Annotated in this window: 14 protein-coding genes; 2 read left to right on the top strand and 12 right to left on the bottom strand. The window is 69.6% G+C overall.

Annotated features, from left to right (window positions below; translation table 11 throughout):
* Window positions 1–185 precede the first annotated feature (185 nt).
* Genes ACFSZT_RS02605 through ACFSZT_RS02595 form a run of 3 tightly spaced genes read right to left on the bottom strand, consistent with a single transcriptional unit; the run spans window position 186 to window position 1618 of the window.
* The gene (locus ACFSZT_RS02605; protein ID WP_377394899.1) at window positions 186–761 is read right to left on the bottom strand and encodes a maleylpyruvate isomerase family mycothiol-dependent enzyme; all 576 of its coding nucleotides are present in this window, start codon (window positions 759–761) and stop codon (window positions 186–188) included.
* 3 nt (window positions 762–764) lie between these two features.
* Window positions 765–1253, bottom strand: coding sequence for an SRPBCC family protein (locus ACFSZT_RS02600; RefSeq protein WP_377394896.1), 489 nt, complete (start codon window positions 1251–1253; stop codon window positions 765–767).
* Entirely contained in the window at window positions 1250–1618 is a 369-nt protein-coding gene (locus ACFSZT_RS02595) for an ArsR/SmtB family transcription factor (RefSeq protein ID WP_377394893.1), read from the bottom strand. Before ACFSZT_RS02595 ends, ACFSZT_RS02600 begins: the two co-directional genes overlap by 4 nt.
* A 105-nt stretch (window positions 1619–1723) precedes the next feature.
* Here ACFSZT_RS02595 and ACFSZT_RS02590 point away from each other — a divergent pair, with 105 nt between their 5' ends.
* On the top strand, window positions 1724–2131 hold the full coding sequence (locus ACFSZT_RS02590; protein WP_377394889.1) for a VOC family protein: 408 nt from the start codon (window positions 1724–1726) through the stop codon (window positions 2129–2131).
* Window positions 2132–2191: 60 nt separating this feature from the next.
* Here ACFSZT_RS02590 and ACFSZT_RS02585 read toward each other — a convergent pair whose 3' ends face one another.
* From ACFSZT_RS02585 to ACFSZT_RS02550, 8 genes are all read right to left on the bottom strand, one after another.
* A complete protein-coding gene (locus ACFSZT_RS02585; RefSeq protein ID WP_377394886.1) occupies window positions 2192–3037 on the bottom strand; it encodes an SAM-dependent methyltransferase in 846 nt (281 codons plus the stop codon).
* Window positions 3038–3157: 120 nt separating this feature from the next.
* The gene (locus ACFSZT_RS02580; RefSeq protein WP_377394883.1) at window positions 3158–3664 is read right to left on the bottom strand and encodes a DinB family protein; all 507 of its coding nucleotides are present in this window, start codon (window positions 3662–3664) and stop codon (window positions 3158–3160) included.
* Between the two features lie 54 nt (window positions 3665–3718).
* The gene (locus tag ACFSZT_RS02575) at window positions 3719–4648 is read right to left on the bottom strand and encodes a 3-hydroxyacyl-CoA dehydrogenase (protein ID WP_377394880.1); all 930 of its coding nucleotides are present in this window, start codon (window positions 4646–4648) and stop codon (window positions 3719–3721) included.
* A gap of 1 nt (window position 4649) precedes the next feature.
* Window positions 4650–5894: an iron-containing alcohol dehydrogenase gene (locus ACFSZT_RS02570; RefSeq protein WP_377394877.1), complete on the bottom strand. Its 1245-nt coding sequence runs from the start codon at window positions 5892–5894 to the stop codon at window positions 4650–4652.
* Window positions 5891–7393: an NAD-dependent succinate-semialdehyde dehydrogenase gene (locus ACFSZT_RS02565; RefSeq protein WP_377394874.1), complete on the bottom strand. Its 1503-nt coding sequence runs from the start codon at window positions 7391–7393 to the stop codon at window positions 5891–5893. The genes ACFSZT_RS02570 and ACFSZT_RS02565 overlap by 4 nt, the downstream gene beginning before the upstream one ends.
* 35 nt (window positions 7394–7428) lie before the next feature.
* The gene (locus ACFSZT_RS02560) at window positions 7429–8202 is read right to left on the bottom strand and encodes an SDR family NAD(P)-dependent oxidoreductase (RefSeq protein ID WP_377394871.1); all 774 of its coding nucleotides are present in this window, start codon (window positions 8200–8202) and stop codon (window positions 7429–7431) included.
* Between the two features lie 26 nt (window positions 8203–8228).
* The gene (locus ACFSZT_RS02555) at window positions 8229–9875 is read right to left on the bottom strand and encodes a flavin-containing monooxygenase (RefSeq protein ID WP_377394868.1); all 1647 of its coding nucleotides are present in this window, start codon (window positions 9873–9875) and stop codon (window positions 8229–8231) included.
* A gap of 47 nt (window positions 9876–9922) precedes the next feature.
* On the bottom strand, window positions 9923–10837 hold the full coding sequence (locus ACFSZT_RS02550) for an alpha/beta hydrolase (protein WP_377394865.1): 915 nt from the start codon (window positions 10835–10837) through the stop codon (window positions 9923–9925).
* Between the two features lie 258 nt (window positions 10838–11095).
* Here ACFSZT_RS02550 and ACFSZT_RS02545 point away from each other — a divergent pair, with 258 nt between their 5' ends.
* Window positions 11096–11824 (top strand): SDR family NAD(P)-dependent oxidoreductase, encoded by a 729-nt coding sequence (locus ACFSZT_RS02545; protein ID WP_377394862.1) that lies wholly within the window; start codon window positions 11096–11098, stop codon window positions 11822–11824.
* 16 nt (window positions 11825–11840) lie between these two features.
* Here the strand turns inward: ACFSZT_RS02545 and ACFSZT_RS02540 are convergent, their stop codons facing one another.
* Window positions 11841–13556: a sigma-54-dependent Fis family transcriptional regulator gene (locus ACFSZT_RS02540; RefSeq protein ID WP_377394859.1), complete on the bottom strand. Its 1716-nt coding sequence runs from the start codon at window positions 13554–13556 to the stop codon at window positions 11841–11843.
* Between the last annotated feature and the right edge of the window lie 23 nt (window positions 13557–13579).

The raw sequence follows: 13579 nt of genomic DNA, 5'->3' as shown, positions 1-13579 counted from the left end.
TCCCGCCCCATACTTGGGCCAGTCCGTCCGGTATGCCGGGCCTCGGCCGTTGCCCGGCATGCCCGTACACCCCTCGTTTCCGCACTGTCCGGCCGGGGCGACAGCCGACCGGTATCCGACGCCACCGGTGCCCAGTCCTTTGTGGTCTCGGATGTCGCGAGCGGTCGTCGAGAATCTCGCTTCCGTCAGCGGGGTTGCCCCACGGGCCGCCAGGCGGGGTCACGGCCGATGAAGGCCATCAGCTTGTCCTGCGCGGAGGCGTCGTCGGCGACAGGTACGGCCGGACCGAACTGCCCGCTCTCGCGCAGGATCTGGTCCCACGGCTCCATGGCCACCAGCGCGGCGGCGCAGCGCTCCTCGCCCAGGTCGGGTTCGAGGCCGAGTGCCTTGGCGAGGTCCCACGAGTGCATCCAGACGTCGGCGGTGTAGAACTCGTCGATCGCCTCGTCCACCGGCTTGTCGCCGGTGTGCGGGTTGCTGAGCACCCGCCCGGCAGGGTCGTCGAGGATGGACTGGATGTCGGTGACGTGCTGCTTCCAGGCCGCCACCGGGTCGGCCGCGACGTCCAGGGCAGGCAGCTGGATTCCGGCGCCCTGGAGAAAGCCGCGGGACCACTCGACGAGATGCTGCACGATGTCGAGCGCCCTCCACTCCGGGACCGGGCTGGGTCGCGCCCAGTCCCGGGCTGAGGCCGACTCGACCAACTCGGTGAACCGGGCCGCGTCGTACGCGTGCTGCTCGGCCGGGCTCCTGGGCGCCATCGCTCACGCCCCCTTCGTGAGCAGCTCGTCGAGCTTGTCGTAGCCCTCCTTGACCCCGACGTCCATGCCGCTGGCGAGGATGCCGTCCCGGGTCTCGAAGTCCTCCACCACGCTCAGCACGCGCAGCCGCGTCCGTCCGCCCGGGAGCTCCTCGAAGGTCAGCGTCTCCAGCGCGACGCCGTCGGGCTCGCCTTCGTAGGTGAAGGTCCACACGATCCGCTCGTGCGGGCGGACCTCGTGGTAGCTGCCGAAAAAGGTGGCGATCTCCTCGCCGTCCCGGTCGTTGGCGAAGGCCCACTCGCCGCCGGTACGGGCATCCCACTTGGTGATCCGGGTGGTGAGCGAGCGCGGCCCGACCCATTGCGCGAACAGCTCGGGGTCCACGTGGGCGCGGAACACCTGTTCGGGAGCGGCGTCGAACTCCCGGATGATCTCGATCGTCGGGACCCTCTCGTCGGCCTTGATCTCGGTCTCGTGCTTGGTCGTGGTCATGATGCGTTCTCCGTCCCGGTGTGCGTGGTGTCGTGTTCGTCGGTCATGCCGCCCAGCAGGGCGTCGAGACGGCGGTAGCGTTCTTCCGCCGCCGTGCGGTAGCGCTCGATCCACTTCGTCATCAGGTCGAACACCTCCGCGTCGAGGTGAACGGGTCGCCGCTGGGCGTCCCTGCTGCGGGTCACGAGCCCGGCCTCCTCGAGCACCTTCACGTGCTTGGAGACGGCCTGCAGGCTCATGTCGTAGGGCTCCGCCAGCTCGCCCACGGTCGCGTCCGCGACGGCCAGCCGGGCCACCAGGTCGCGCCGGGTCGGGTCGGCCAGTGCCGCGAACGCCCGGTTGAGCTGCTCCGTGCTGTCGTCCACCTGTCCTCGCTCTATTCAACTTCTTGGTTGATAACGAAGGTAGGTGTGCGCCCCGGCGTTGTCAACCTTCTGGTTGAGAAAATTGCCTGCGCCTATCCTCCCGACATGCGAATCGAGCTGGTGACGATCGTCGTGGAGGACTACGACCCCGCCATCGAGTTCTTCGTCGACGCGCTCGGGTTCGAGTTGGTCGAGGACTCCCCGTCGATCACCAACGACGGGCGCCCGAAGCGGTGGGTCGTCGTCCGCCCACCCGGCGGCGGCACCGGCATCCTGCTCGCCCGCGCGGATGGCGAACGCCAGGCCACCGTCGTCGGGGATCAGGTCGCGGGCAGGGTCGGGTTCTTCCTCCGGGCGGAGGATTTCGACGCGACGTACCAGCGCATGGTGGCCGCCGGCGTCGAATTCGTGAGCCGACCGCGGACGGAGTCGTACGGGCGGGTCGCGGTCTTCCTCGACATCGCCGGTAATCGGTGGGACCTGCTCGGCGAGGGGGCGCCGAGTACAGCGTGACGGGACACGACCGGCTTCGTCGACGCCGAATGCGGCCGCCGCCGGATGCCGGGAAACGCGCTACGGCTTGCGGCCCACCGCGGCGAGCACGATCTGGTCGACCGGCTGCTCCTCGGTCATGTGCGGGCCGTCGGGCCACCAGTCGCGCAGCAGGCCGAGGCCGGGCTCGACCAGCTCCAGCCCGGTGAAGAACCGCATGATCTCGTCCCTCGAGCGGAAGTTCGCCGAGCCCATCGAGCTGGTGCGGAACGTCTCCTGGATGTAGCGCGCGATCTGGCTGCCCTCGCTGCCGTCGGCGGGGTCGTGCCAGTGGGTCAGCGCGACGTACGAACCCGACGCCAACGCGTCGACGTAGGCCCGCATGATCTCGTGGGGGCGCTGCTCGTCGGTCACGTGGTGGATGGTGGAGCACTGGATCAGCGCGATCGGCCGCGAGAAGTCCAGGACCCCGGTCACGTCGGGATCGGCGAGTAGCTCGGCTGGTTTGGTGAGGTCGCCCTGGACGAAGTGCGTGTGGTCGTTCTCCTCCAGCAGCGCGCGGCCGTGGACGGCGACGATCGGGTCGTTGTCGACGTAGACCACGGTGGCGTCCGGATTGACGCGCTGCGCCGCCTGGTGGGTGTTCTCCTGGGTGGGCAGTCCCGAGCCACAGTCGAGAAACTGGTCGATACCGGCCTTCGCCAGGAACCGCACCACGCGGATGAGCCAGGCCCGGTGCTCCTGCGCGAACTGCAGGGTCTGCGGGATCTTCTCGATCACCGCATTGGCGACCTGACGGTCGCTCTCGTAATTGTTCTTGCCGCCCAGGAACACGTCGTAGACGCGGGCGATGCTCGCCACCGACTCGTCGATCACGGGTACGGACTTGGCCCCACGATCTGTGCTCACGTAACCGCTCCCCAGCATGTTCGAACGAGATAGGCCCGAGCGGAGCGTATCAACGCTGCTCCGAGCCATGCATCGCGCTGTGCGCACCACCCGGCGCACCGCGTTACCGGCGCCGGACCACCCGACGGCCGAACGCGGTTACACGCCGGTCCGGCCGTCGATGCGCTCGCGGATGAGATCGGCGTGCCCGGCGTGCCGCGCGTACTCGCCGATCATGTGCGTGTAGATCCAGCGCAGCGTCACCTCGGCGCCGTGGAACGGGCTGGTCTGCGACAGATCGCGGGTGCCACAGTTCGCCCTGGCCAGCGCGATCTCGGCGCGCCAGGTCGCCAGCGCCTGCTCGCCGGACACGTCGTCGCGCAGCTCGAAACCCCCGTCGTGGCCGTTGGACGCGGGTGGCCCGTAGATCGGTGGTACCTGCTCGGCGGTGAGCACGCGGCGGAACCAGTGTCGTTCCACTTCCGTCGCGTGCTGCACCAGCCCGAGCAGCGTCAGGGTCGACGGTGGCACGGACACCGTGCGCAACTGGTCCTCGGTGAGCCCCTCGCACTTCAGGGCCAGCGTGTCCCGGTACCAGTCGAGCCAGTTCTCGAGCGTGGTGCGTTCGTCGGCGTTGAGCGAGGGCGTGGCGCGTTCGATCGGCATGCCGCCAGCATGCCATCGACCCCCGACCGACTCAGTCCAGGACAGACGAACCCGCTAGGCGTCGGCCGAGTTCTCGAACGCGGTCAGAGCCATGAGCCGCTCGTCGCGCCAGCGCACGCGGTCCTCCCACTGCTCAAGCGGAAGCAGGGCGCGCCGCTCGGCCTCGGCCTGGGCCACCAGCTCCGGAGTCCACGGATCGTGCTGTCCTCGCTCGGCACCCATGCGGGCGTAGGCGGGACCCAGCTTCTCCGCGTGCGCCGCGATGCCGCCGCGGGTGTTGAGATCCGCCGTCTCGAACGGCCCGATCACGGACCAGCGCCGTCCCAGGCCGCACCTGACCACGGTGTCGATGTCCTCGACACCGGCGACCCCGTCGCGCAGCAGGCAGTACGCCTCCCGCAACAGCGCTCCCTGCAGCCGGTTGAAGACGAATCCCTCCACCTCGCGGCGCAGGGCCACCGGACGCAACCGCGCTGCCGAGTAGGTGGCCCGGGCGTGCTCGACCGTCTGCGCGCTCGTGGCGGGGGACGGCACCACCTCGATGACCGGCAGCAGGTACGGCGGGTTGCCGGGGTGGCCGACGAGAATCCGGTCCGTGGCGGGCAGGTCCTCGGCGATCGCGCTCGGCCGGATCGCCGAGCTCGAGCTCGCCAGCACCACCTCGTCTCCGGTGCTGCCGGCGAGCTCGGCGAACAGCGACCGTTTGAGGTCCAGCCGCTCGGGTGCGCATTCCTGGACGAGCGTGGCGCCCTGGACCGCCTCGCTCAGCGTCGAGGCGAACGACACTCTCGCCGCGACCTCGTGCGGGCGTTCCGCCAGCAGCCCGTGTGCGTCGAGGCGGGTCAGCCGGTCGGCCAGGTCGCCCTTTGCCCGCTGCATCGACTCCGGCAGCGGATCCCAGCACCGGACCGTCATCCCGGCGCGGGCGAACACCAGGGCGAAGGCCACGCCGATCGACCCGGTTCCCACGACGGCGGCGGTCATCTCACACCGTCCAGAACGACCGGTCGTCCGCGTGACCACGGCGCAGGATCTCGACGATGCTGTCGTGGGTCAGCTCGCGCGGGTTGTTCGCCGTCAACCTGGTGGCCAGCATCGCCTGATCGGCGACGTAGTCGAAGTCCTTGGGCTGCAGCCCGAGGTCCTTCAGGTTCAGCGGGCAACCGAGCGTGTCGAGCAGATCCTCCAGACGCCGGATGCCGGCCTGGGCCTGCGCCTCCACACTCTCCGACGCCCTCGCCACACCGAGAATGCGGCCGATCTCGGCGAACTCCTCGAGCCGGACGGGCAGGTTGTACCGCATGACGTACGGCAGCAGCGCGCCGACACCCAGCCCGTGTGCCGTGTGGGTCAGCGCCCCGATCGGCGACTGGATCGCGTGGGCGCCCGCCGTCCCGGCCGTGTTGATGGCCATGCCGGCGTTGAACGCCGCGAGCATCGTGTCCGAGCGCGCCTGCAGGTCGGACGGGTCTGCCACGACGCGGGCGAACGAGGTGTTCACCAGCGTCAGCCCGGCGCGGCAGTAGTGGTCGGTCAGCAGGTTCTTGCCGACGTAGAGGTGTGCCTCGATCTCGTCCGGCGACGGGTTCTTCGCCCGGCCGGTGAAGGCCTCGACCAGGTGCGTCAGGGCGTCCGCGCCGGTGGCCGTAGTCAGGCCGCGCGGACAGGTGAGCGTCAGCTCAGGGTCGACGACGGCCGCCGTCGCCTCGAGGTGCGGGGAGGCCACGCCGATCTTCATGCCCTTGTCGGCGTCGAACACCACCGCGATGCAGGTGACCTCGGCGCCCGTGCCGCCGGTCGTGGGGACGGTGATCAGCGGGAAACCGGGACCGGACACCACGTTCTCGCCGTAGAGGTCCCGGACGTCGCCGCCGCGGGCGAGCAGGATCGCCGTCACCTTGGCGAAGTCCATCACGCTGCCGCCGCCGATGCCCACCACCACGTCGAAGCGCTGCCCGGCGTACTGGTTCGCCACGTCGAGCAGGTTCTCGCGCGGCAGGTCGGGCTCGACCTTGCTGTACACGCTCACCGTGACGCCTCGGGCCTCGGTGGCCGCCACGATGTCGGTGAACACGGGATCGGCGGCCATCCGCTCGTCGGTGCACAGCAGTGCCCGGTCGCCGTGCGCCGCGACCAGCGACGGCAGCTGCCTCCGCTGGCCCGGTCCGAAAAGGACGGTGGACGGCTGGCGCAGCAGGCCGAGCTGGAGTTCGTTGACCGTGCGGGTCATACTCCGATCGCCTCCGTTTCGTCGATCGTGAGCGCGAGGTACTTCGGCTCGAGGAACTCGTAGATGCCGTCGTGCCCGCCTTCCCGGCCCAGGCCGGACGACTTGACCCCGCCGAACGGCGCCGCCGGATCGGCCATGATGCCCCGGTTCACGCCGACCATGCCGAAGTCGAGCTTCTCCGAGACGGCGACCGCACGGTTGAGGTCTCGGGTGAACACGTACGCGGCGAGGCCGTAGTGGGTGTCGTTGGCGAACTCGATGGCCTGGCGCACCGAGCCGACCGTGTAGAGGGTCGCCAGCGGCGCGAAGAGCTCCTCGCCGCACAGCGTGTGGTCGCGCGTGTCCATGCGGACGACGGTCGGCTCGAAGAAGTAGCCGGGGCCGTCGACGGGCTCGCCACCGGCCAGGATCTCTCCGCCCTGCTGCCGGAACGCCGCCACCAGCTCGCCGACCCGGTCGCGTTGCCGCTCGCTGATGATCGGGCCGACGTCGACGCCGTCGGAGAACCCGTTGCCGACACGGAGTTTCCGCACCTGCGCGACGAACTTCTCGGTGAACTCCTCCGCGATCGCCTCGTGCAGGATGATCCGGTTGGCGGCCACACAGGCCTGGCCGGCGTTGCGGAACTTGCACACCACCGCCTGCTCGACGGCCAGGTCGACGTCGGCGTCGTCGAGGACGATGAACGGTCCGTCGCCGCCGAGTTCCATCGAGGCATTGACGATGTTGTTCGCCGCCTTGCCGAGCAGGTGACTGCCCACGCCGGTAGAGCCGGTGAAGCTCACCTTGCGCAGCCGCGCATCGCCCAGCACGGCGTCGGAGATCGCCGCCGACGTGGTGGTGTGCAGCAGGTTCACCACGCCCGGCGGGAAGCCGGCGTCGTGTAGCGTCTGCACGAACAGCGCCCCGGTGAGCGGCGTTTCCTGCGCGCTCTTCATCACCGCGGTACACCCGGCCGCCAGCGCGGCACCGGCCTTGCGGGCCGACATCAGCAGTGGGAAGTTCCACGGCGTGATGAGCAGACACGGCCCCACCGGCTGGTGGGTCGCCACGATCCGGTAGCCGCCGGGCGAGCCGTGTGCGTACGTGCCGTGCAGGTGGCCGATCTGCTCGGCATACCACCGGAAGAACCCGATGGAGAGACCGAACTCCGCGCGCGACTCGGCGAGCGGCTTGCCGCTCTCGGCGGTCATGACGGCGGCGAAGTCCTCGGCCCGGTCCTGCAGCAGCTGGTGGGCGGTGTGGAACAGCTCGGCACGTGCCCTTGGTGCCCAGGCGCCCCAGTCCTCTTGCGCACGCGTGGCCGCGTCGAGGGCCTCCAGCGCGTGCTCGCCGGTCGCGTCGGCGACCTCGGCGACGGCCGTACCTTCGGCGGGATCGGCGACCGTGAACGTCGCGCCCGTCGGGCGCCAGGTGCCGTCGATGTACAGGCCGGTCGGCACCTTTCGCCCGTGAACCAGGGCGACGGCGGGAGAGTCCAGCGAGTCCGTGGAACTCATCGGGGTGGTGGTCCTTTCTGCGCGGGCGTGGCGATTCAGCGGGCGGTGTAGCCGCCGTCGATCGGAAGGCTCACGCCGGTGACCCAGTCGGCCTCGTCGGAGGCGAGGTACAGCACGCCGTAGGCGACGTCGATCGGCCTGCCCAGGCGGCGCAGCGACTGGTTGCCGGTCATCATCTCCTCGTAGGCGGGAAGCCCACCGGGATAGTCGGCCGCGATGCCTTCCACGAGCGGCGTGAGCACCGTGCTCGGGTGCACCGAGTTGACCCGGATGTTGTGCTTGCCGTACGTCGCGGCGTCCTGCTTGGTCTGCATCGTCACGGCGCCCTTCGCCACGTGATACGTGGTGAACTCGTCGTTGCCGATCAGCCCGTAGATCGACGAGAAGTTGACGATGCTGCCCTTCCCGGTCGCGATCATGTGCGGCACCGCGTGCTTGGTGCAGAAGAACACGCCCTTGACGTCGACGGCGAACAGCGCGTCGAAGTCCTCTTCGGACACCTCGTGGGTCGGCTTGTCCGGCCCCATCACCCCGGCACAGTTGACGAGAATGTCGAGCTTGCCGAAGCGCGACACGATGTCGGCGAACACCGATTCGATCGCCGACTCGTCACTGACGTCGAGGTGCCAGTACCCGGCCTCACCACCGGCGGCGGTGATCTCCTCGACCGCCGCCTTGCCGCCGTCGTCGTTGACGTCGGTGAGGGCCACCGACGCGCCCTCACGGGCGAACAGCTCCGCCGTCACGCGTCCCATGCCGGACGCGGCACCGGTGAGAATGGCGGTCTTGCCTGCCAGCCGGCCTGTCATCTCCGCTGGACTCCCTTCGGATCGGGTCACTTGACGGCTGCCTGTCGCTGGAGGTCGGCCCGGAACGAGCGGTACTCCTCCTGCTCGGCCTGGCGGCAGAAGTCCTGGTAGATCTGGCCGCCGCCCATGTACACCTGAAACGCCCTCGCCTTGCCGGGTACGTTGTGGCCGAGGAACCAGGCACCGGCCTTCTCGCCTTCGGACGCCATGACCGTCGCCTCGCCCGCGCGGTTGGTCTCCTCGGCCCACCAGTCCTCGGACTCACGGGTTGCCTCGATCTGCTCGACGCCGTTGCGCCTGGCCCACACCAGCAGCCGCTGCAACCACTGCGCGCCCAGCTGGATCGGCACGATCAGGTTCGAGTACGGCGTCTGCGGGCCCAGCGACATGAAGAAGTTCGGGAACCCGTGCACGGAAATGCCGAGGTTGCTCCGGAGCCCTTCGCGTTCCCACTTCTCGCGCAGGACCAGGCCGTCGCGGCCGACGATGTCGATCGCCGTCAGAGTGCCGGTCATCGCGTCGAATCCAGTGGCGAAGATGAGCACGTCGAGCTCGTAGTCAGTGTCGCCCACCCGCAGGCCGCGCGGGGTCACCTCGGAGATCGGCGTCGATTTCACGTCGACGAGGTGCACGTTGTCGCGGTTGAAGGTGTCGTAGTAGTTGTGCCCCGTCGGCACCCGCTTGCCGTTGAACGCGTAGTCCTTCGGGCACAACAGTTCCGCGGTCTCGGGATCCTTCACGATCTCCCGGATCTTGGAACGGATGAACTCCGAGGCCAGTTCGGCGGCCTCGAGGTTGCTGGCCAGGTCGGTGAAGCATTCGTTGGCGAAGTGGAACCCGCCCTCGTTCCACTTGCTCTCGAAGATCTCCTTGCGCTTCTGGGCGTCGACCTCCAGCGCGCTGTGCTCGGCGGGCTCCATCGCCACACCGAACGGGTGGTTGGCGGCCTTCTCGTAGATCTCGTCGTAGTGGTCGCGCACGTACTGCATCCACTCGGCGGTGACCTTGTCGTTGTTGGTCTCGACCACGTAGTTCGGCGTGCGCTGGAACACGTAGAACTCACCGGCCTGCTCGGCGACCACCGGCACCACCTGGATGCCGGACGCGCCGAGGCCGATGAGCCCGACCCGCTTGCCGGACAGGTCGACGCCCTCCCGCGGCCACTCCGCGGTGTGGTACCGCTCGCCGGCGAAGCTGTCGATGCCGGGGATGTCCGGGTAGATCGGCTGCGACAGCACGCCCATGCCGCTGACCACGTACGTGGCGGTCAGCGTGCGCCCGTCCTCGAGGTGCACCGACCAGCGGTTGGTCGGTTCGTCCCAGACGGCCGAGCGCACGCGGGAGTTCAGCAGGATGTCCTTGCGCAGGTCGAGCCGGTCGGCCACGAAGTTGAGGTACGCCAGCACCTCCTTGCCCGACGGGTAGCGCTCGGTCCACGTCCACTCCTCGCGCACCTCCTTGGAGAAGGAGAAGGAGTAGTAGTGGAATTCGCTGTCCGTGCGGACGCCGGGGTAGCGGTTCACCCACCACGTGCCGCCGACGCCGTCGGTGGCCTCCACGATGCGGGTGTCGAGCCCGATCTCCCGCAGGTGGTACAGCATCGCCAGGCCGGAGAAGCCCGCGCCGATGACGACGGCGTCGACGTCGGTGTCGCTCACGTGTTGCTCGGTCATGTCGCTTCCTCGAGGTCGAAATGGGGAGTGGGAGTTGCTGCTGCGAGTCAGGCTTCGTAACCGGCCGCGTACCAGGCGGCCATCGCCGCGATCTCCTGGTCGGCGCGTTCATGCCGGCCCGCCAGGAACGGGAAGACGTGCTGCTGGCCTTCGCCGACGGTGAAGGTGACGTCGACGCCGCACTTCTCGGCCAGCGCGTGCAGCCGGACGCTGTCGTCGTACAGCGACTCGACGTCACCGGCGGTGATGTAGAGCCGCGGGAATCCGGTGAGGTCGGCGTAGAGCGGGTTGACGAACGGATTGGTCGGCTCGACACCGGTTCCGCCCAGGTAGCGGTCGATGTTCGCCTGCAGGCCTTCCTTGGCGATGAGGAAGTCGGTGGCGTCGTTGGTGTCGAGGGTGGCGCCGTTGTTCTCCATGTTCAGCCAAGGCGACATGGTCAGCACCTGGCGCGGCAGCTCCCGGCCCGCCGCCATGAGCCGCAGCGTCATCGCGATCACCAGGTTCCCGCCCGCGCTGTCGCCGGCCAGCGTGATGTCGCGCATCGCGTGGCCGCGGGCGACGAGCGCGTCGACGACGCTGAGGCCGTCCTCGATCGCCGCGGGGTAGGGGTGCTCGGGGGCGAGGCGGAAGTCGGCCACGAACGCCTCCACACCACACGCCTTCGCCAGGTGCCCGGCCAGTTTCCGGTGGCTCGCGGACGATCCGAGCGCGAACCCGCCGCCGTGCATCAGCAGCAGGATCCGCGAGCTGTCGGCACCCAGGGGGCGCACCTGGATGCCGGGCACGCCACCGAACTCGGTGTGCCGGTAGGTGACGTCCTCCGGCTCGGCGGTCGCCCGCTGCCAGTCGTCGAAGACGATGCGCAGCAGCTCGGTGGACATGTCCGGATACCTGGCCATCTCCACCGCCCACTGCGCGTAGATCCGGCCGAGGAGGTCCTGCGGTTCGGGTTCAGTCATGGCACGTCATCTCCCTGACCATCCGGTCACGGTCACCGCGGCGGAAGTCGGCGCGCGGGTGCCGTCCTGTCGGGCACGTGCCCACCCTGATCCGGAACGGGAGCCGGATGCGACAGGCGTCGCAGATTGCGACACCGCGCTCTCAAAGTGACGCACTCGGCAGTGGCGCGCCGCCCCCACACTCGTCTCGAGCGCACGAGCGCGCCGCAAGGGCGAGTCCGTTCGCCCACCGCATCGGTCGTTCATCAGGAGGAGTCAATGCCCCGCTTGGCAGGCAAAGTCGCCGTCGTCACCGGAGCCAGCCGAGGCATCGGCCGGTCGATCGCCGAGGTGTTCGCCCGAGAGGGCGCCACGGTGATCGCCACGAGTCGCGGCAAGGCAGGCGACTACGCCGAGATCGGCTCCGGCATCGAGTACCAGCAGCTCGATGTGTCGAGTGTGGACGACTGGGCCCGGGTCGTCGACGACGTGGTCACGCGGCACGGCCGGGTCGACGCGCTCGTGAACAACGCCGGGATCATCACCTACGAACCCGCCCACGAGCTCGGCATCGACGACTGGAACCGCGTGGTCGCGGTGAACCAGACCGGAACATGGCTCGGCATGCGTGCCGTGATCCCGCACATGCTGGCGCAGGGCGGCGGGTCCATCGTCAACGTGTCGTCGATCTGGGGGTCGGCCGCGGTGGCGGGCGCACATGCCTACCACGCGACGAAGGGTGCGGTGCGCACCATGTCGAAGAACGTGGCGATCACCCACGCGCGCGACGGCATCCGGGTCAACTCGCTGCATCCCGGCTTCATCGCCACCCCGCTCACCGACGCGCAGGACGAGGACGTCAACGCTTACGTCGTGAGCCAGACCCCGATGGGACGGCCCGGCCTGCCCGAGGAGATCGCCTACGGGGCCGTGTACCTGGCCAGCGACGAGTCGAGCTTCATGACGGGGTCCGAGCTCGTCATCGACGGCGGCTACCTCGCGCAATGACGACCGGCGGGCCCGGTCAGGCCGTCAGGCGGTAACTCTTCATCTTGCGATAGATCGTCGCTCGCGAGATGCCGAGGATCTCCGCCGCCTTCGCCCGGTTGCCGCCCGCCTCCTGCAAGGCCTGCCGGATCGCGCGCAACTCGACCTGCTCGATCAGTGGCAGCGCGGGATCCTCCGTCCGCAGCGAGGCGGGCAGGTCGCCGGGCTCGACCGGGCCGGACGCGCCGGAGGCGGCCAGGCGCTCGACCAGGGATCGCAGCTCGACGAGGTTGCCCGGCCAGCGGTGTCCGCGCAGGACCCGCAGCGCGTCCTCGCTCAGCACGAGCCGTGCCGTGGGCGCCGCGGTGCGGGCGAAGGCATTCCACAGCTCCGGGATGTCGGCCACCCGGTCGCGCAGCGGCGGCAGCCAGACGACGCGGTTGCCGCCCAGCCTCACCGCGAAGTCCTCCGCCTCCCGCTCATCGGCCGTCGACAACGTGACGACGGACGTGGCGCCGGTGTCGAGCACCGACCGCAGCCCGGCCAGGGTGGCACGGTCGAGCGTCTCGGCCGCCCGCACACACACCGTGTCGCCCGACCGCATCGCGCCCGCGACCTTCTGCAGCCACTCGCGGGAACCCATGACGTGGCTCTCGGCGGAGTCGAGCACGGTGTATCCGGCGGGGACCCGCCCCGGGACGTAGGGAACACCCAGGGCCACGGACAGCTTCCCGACGCCTGGCTCGCCGGCGAGTGTCAGCGGTGAGCGTTCCAGCCGCGCCCGGGCGACCTCCTGCAGTGCGGCCAGCCAGTCGGGGCTGCGTCCCACCAACGCCGGCGTCGCCCGGGCCGTGCCCGTGCTGGTGCGCACGGGAAGCGGCGCCGACCGGATGACCACGAGGTGGTTGCCGGGCTCCGACGAGCTCACCTCGAGGGTGAGGTTGTCGGTCCGCACCCGCCTGGCGCTGCCGCCGGTGGGGCGGATGTCGCGGCAGACCGCCTGGATCTCCGCGATGTGCTCGTGGCTGAGCCTGCTCGCCTGGGCGTTCTGCATCACCAGCCCGCGGGGGCCGAGCACGACCACGGGCTCGGTGCGGGAACTGGCCATGCTCACGAACGTCTCCAGCGCGCGCCTCGACGCGGGGCGCTCGACCTCGAGCACGTGCTGCTGCAGTTGCGTGGTGACCGTGTGCAGCAGCGGAGGCAGCAGCTCGGCCCGCGGTGCGACCTCGCACGAGAGCGTGACGGCGCCGAGCGTCCGTCCGGTGAGCGGATGCCGTACCGGAGCCCCGGTGCACATGGCGCTGCGGTAGAAGTCCGCGAAATGTTCCGGACCACGCACCTGGACGAGGTGGCCGGTCGCCAGGGCGGTCCCGACCCCGTTGGTCCCGACCGCCTCCTCGGACAGCACCGCGCCTCGCAGCGTGCCGACGCTCTCCAGATGCCGCTCGGCAGTGCTGTCGCTCGACCACCGCTCCAGGATCCGGCCGCTCGGGTCCGACAGCAGCAATGCGAGCCCGGTGCCGTGCAGCGTTTCGGCGAACCGTTGCAGCGGCGCGCGGAACATCTCCAGCAGCTGGGCGTCGAGGACGTCCTCGGCCACGCGCGGTACGTCACGCACGTTGGTCGGGGCGCCCAGTGCGGCGTGACTGCGTCGCCACGAGTTCACGAGTTCGGCGGACGGGGTCGGCTCCGCTTCGGCGGCCAGCAGGCACGCGGCCTTGGCTTCCTCGATCCGAGCACTGTCTAGCAATCAGACCTCCTTTGGTCCGAGCG

Source organism: Prauserella oleivorans (assembly GCF_042685745.1).
Taxonomy (GTDB): Bacteria; Actinomycetota; Actinomycetes; order Mycobacteriales; family Pseudonocardiaceae; genus Prauserella_A; species Prauserella_A oleivorans.
The sequence above is the reverse complement of the archived record's forward strand: the minus strand, read 5'-3'. Positions and strand labels throughout refer to the sequence as shown.

Excerpts from the sequence above, each read along its gene's own strand:
- ACFSZT_RS02570 (WP_377394877.1), bottom strand. The coding sequence starts at position 5,894 with ATGACCCGCACGGTCAACGAACTCCAGCTCGGCCTGCTGCGCCAGCCG.
- ACFSZT_RS02555 (WP_377394868.1), bottom strand. The coding sequence starts at position 9,875 with ATGACCGAGCAACACGTGAGCGACACCGACGTCGACGCCGTCGTCATC.
- ACFSZT_RS02550 (WP_377394865.1), bottom strand. The coding sequence starts at position 10,837 with ATGACTGAACCCGAACCGCAGGACCTCCTCGGCCGGATCTACGCGCAG.
- ACFSZT_RS02565 (WP_377394874.1), bottom strand. The coding sequence starts at position 7,393 with ATGAGTTCCACGGACTCGCTGGACTCTCCCGCCGTCGCCCTGGTTCAC.
- ACFSZT_RS02600 (WP_377394896.1), bottom strand. The coding sequence starts at position 1,253 with ATGACCACGACCAAGCACGAGACCGAGATCAAGGCCGACGAGAGGGTC.
- ACFSZT_RS02580 (WP_377394883.1), bottom strand. The coding sequence starts at position 3,664 with ATGCCGATCGAACGCGCCACGCCCTCGCTCAACGCCGACGAACGCACC.
- ACFSZT_RS02545 (WP_377394862.1), top strand. The coding sequence starts at position 11,096 with ATGCCCCGCTTGGCAGGCAAAGTCGCCGTCGTCACCGGAGCCAGCCGA.
- ACFSZT_RS02590 (WP_377394889.1), top strand. The coding sequence starts at position 1,724 with ATGCGAATCGAGCTGGTGACGATCGTCGTGGAGGACTACGACCCCGCC.
- ACFSZT_RS02605 (WP_377394899.1), bottom strand. The coding sequence starts at position 761 with ATGGCGCCCAGGAGCCCGGCCGAGCAGCACGCGTACGACGCGGCCCGG.
- ACFSZT_RS02575 (WP_377394880.1), bottom strand. The coding sequence starts at position 4,648 with ATGACCGCCGCCGTCGTGGGAACCGGGTCGATCGGCGTGGCCTTCGCC.
- ACFSZT_RS02560 (WP_377394871.1), bottom strand. The coding sequence starts at position 8,202 with ATGACAGGCCGGCTGGCAGGCAAGACCGCCATTCTCACCGGTGCCGCG.
- ACFSZT_RS02585 (WP_377394886.1), bottom strand. The coding sequence starts at position 3,037 with ATGCTGGGGAGCGGTTACGTGAGCACAGATCGTGGGGCCAAGTCCGTA.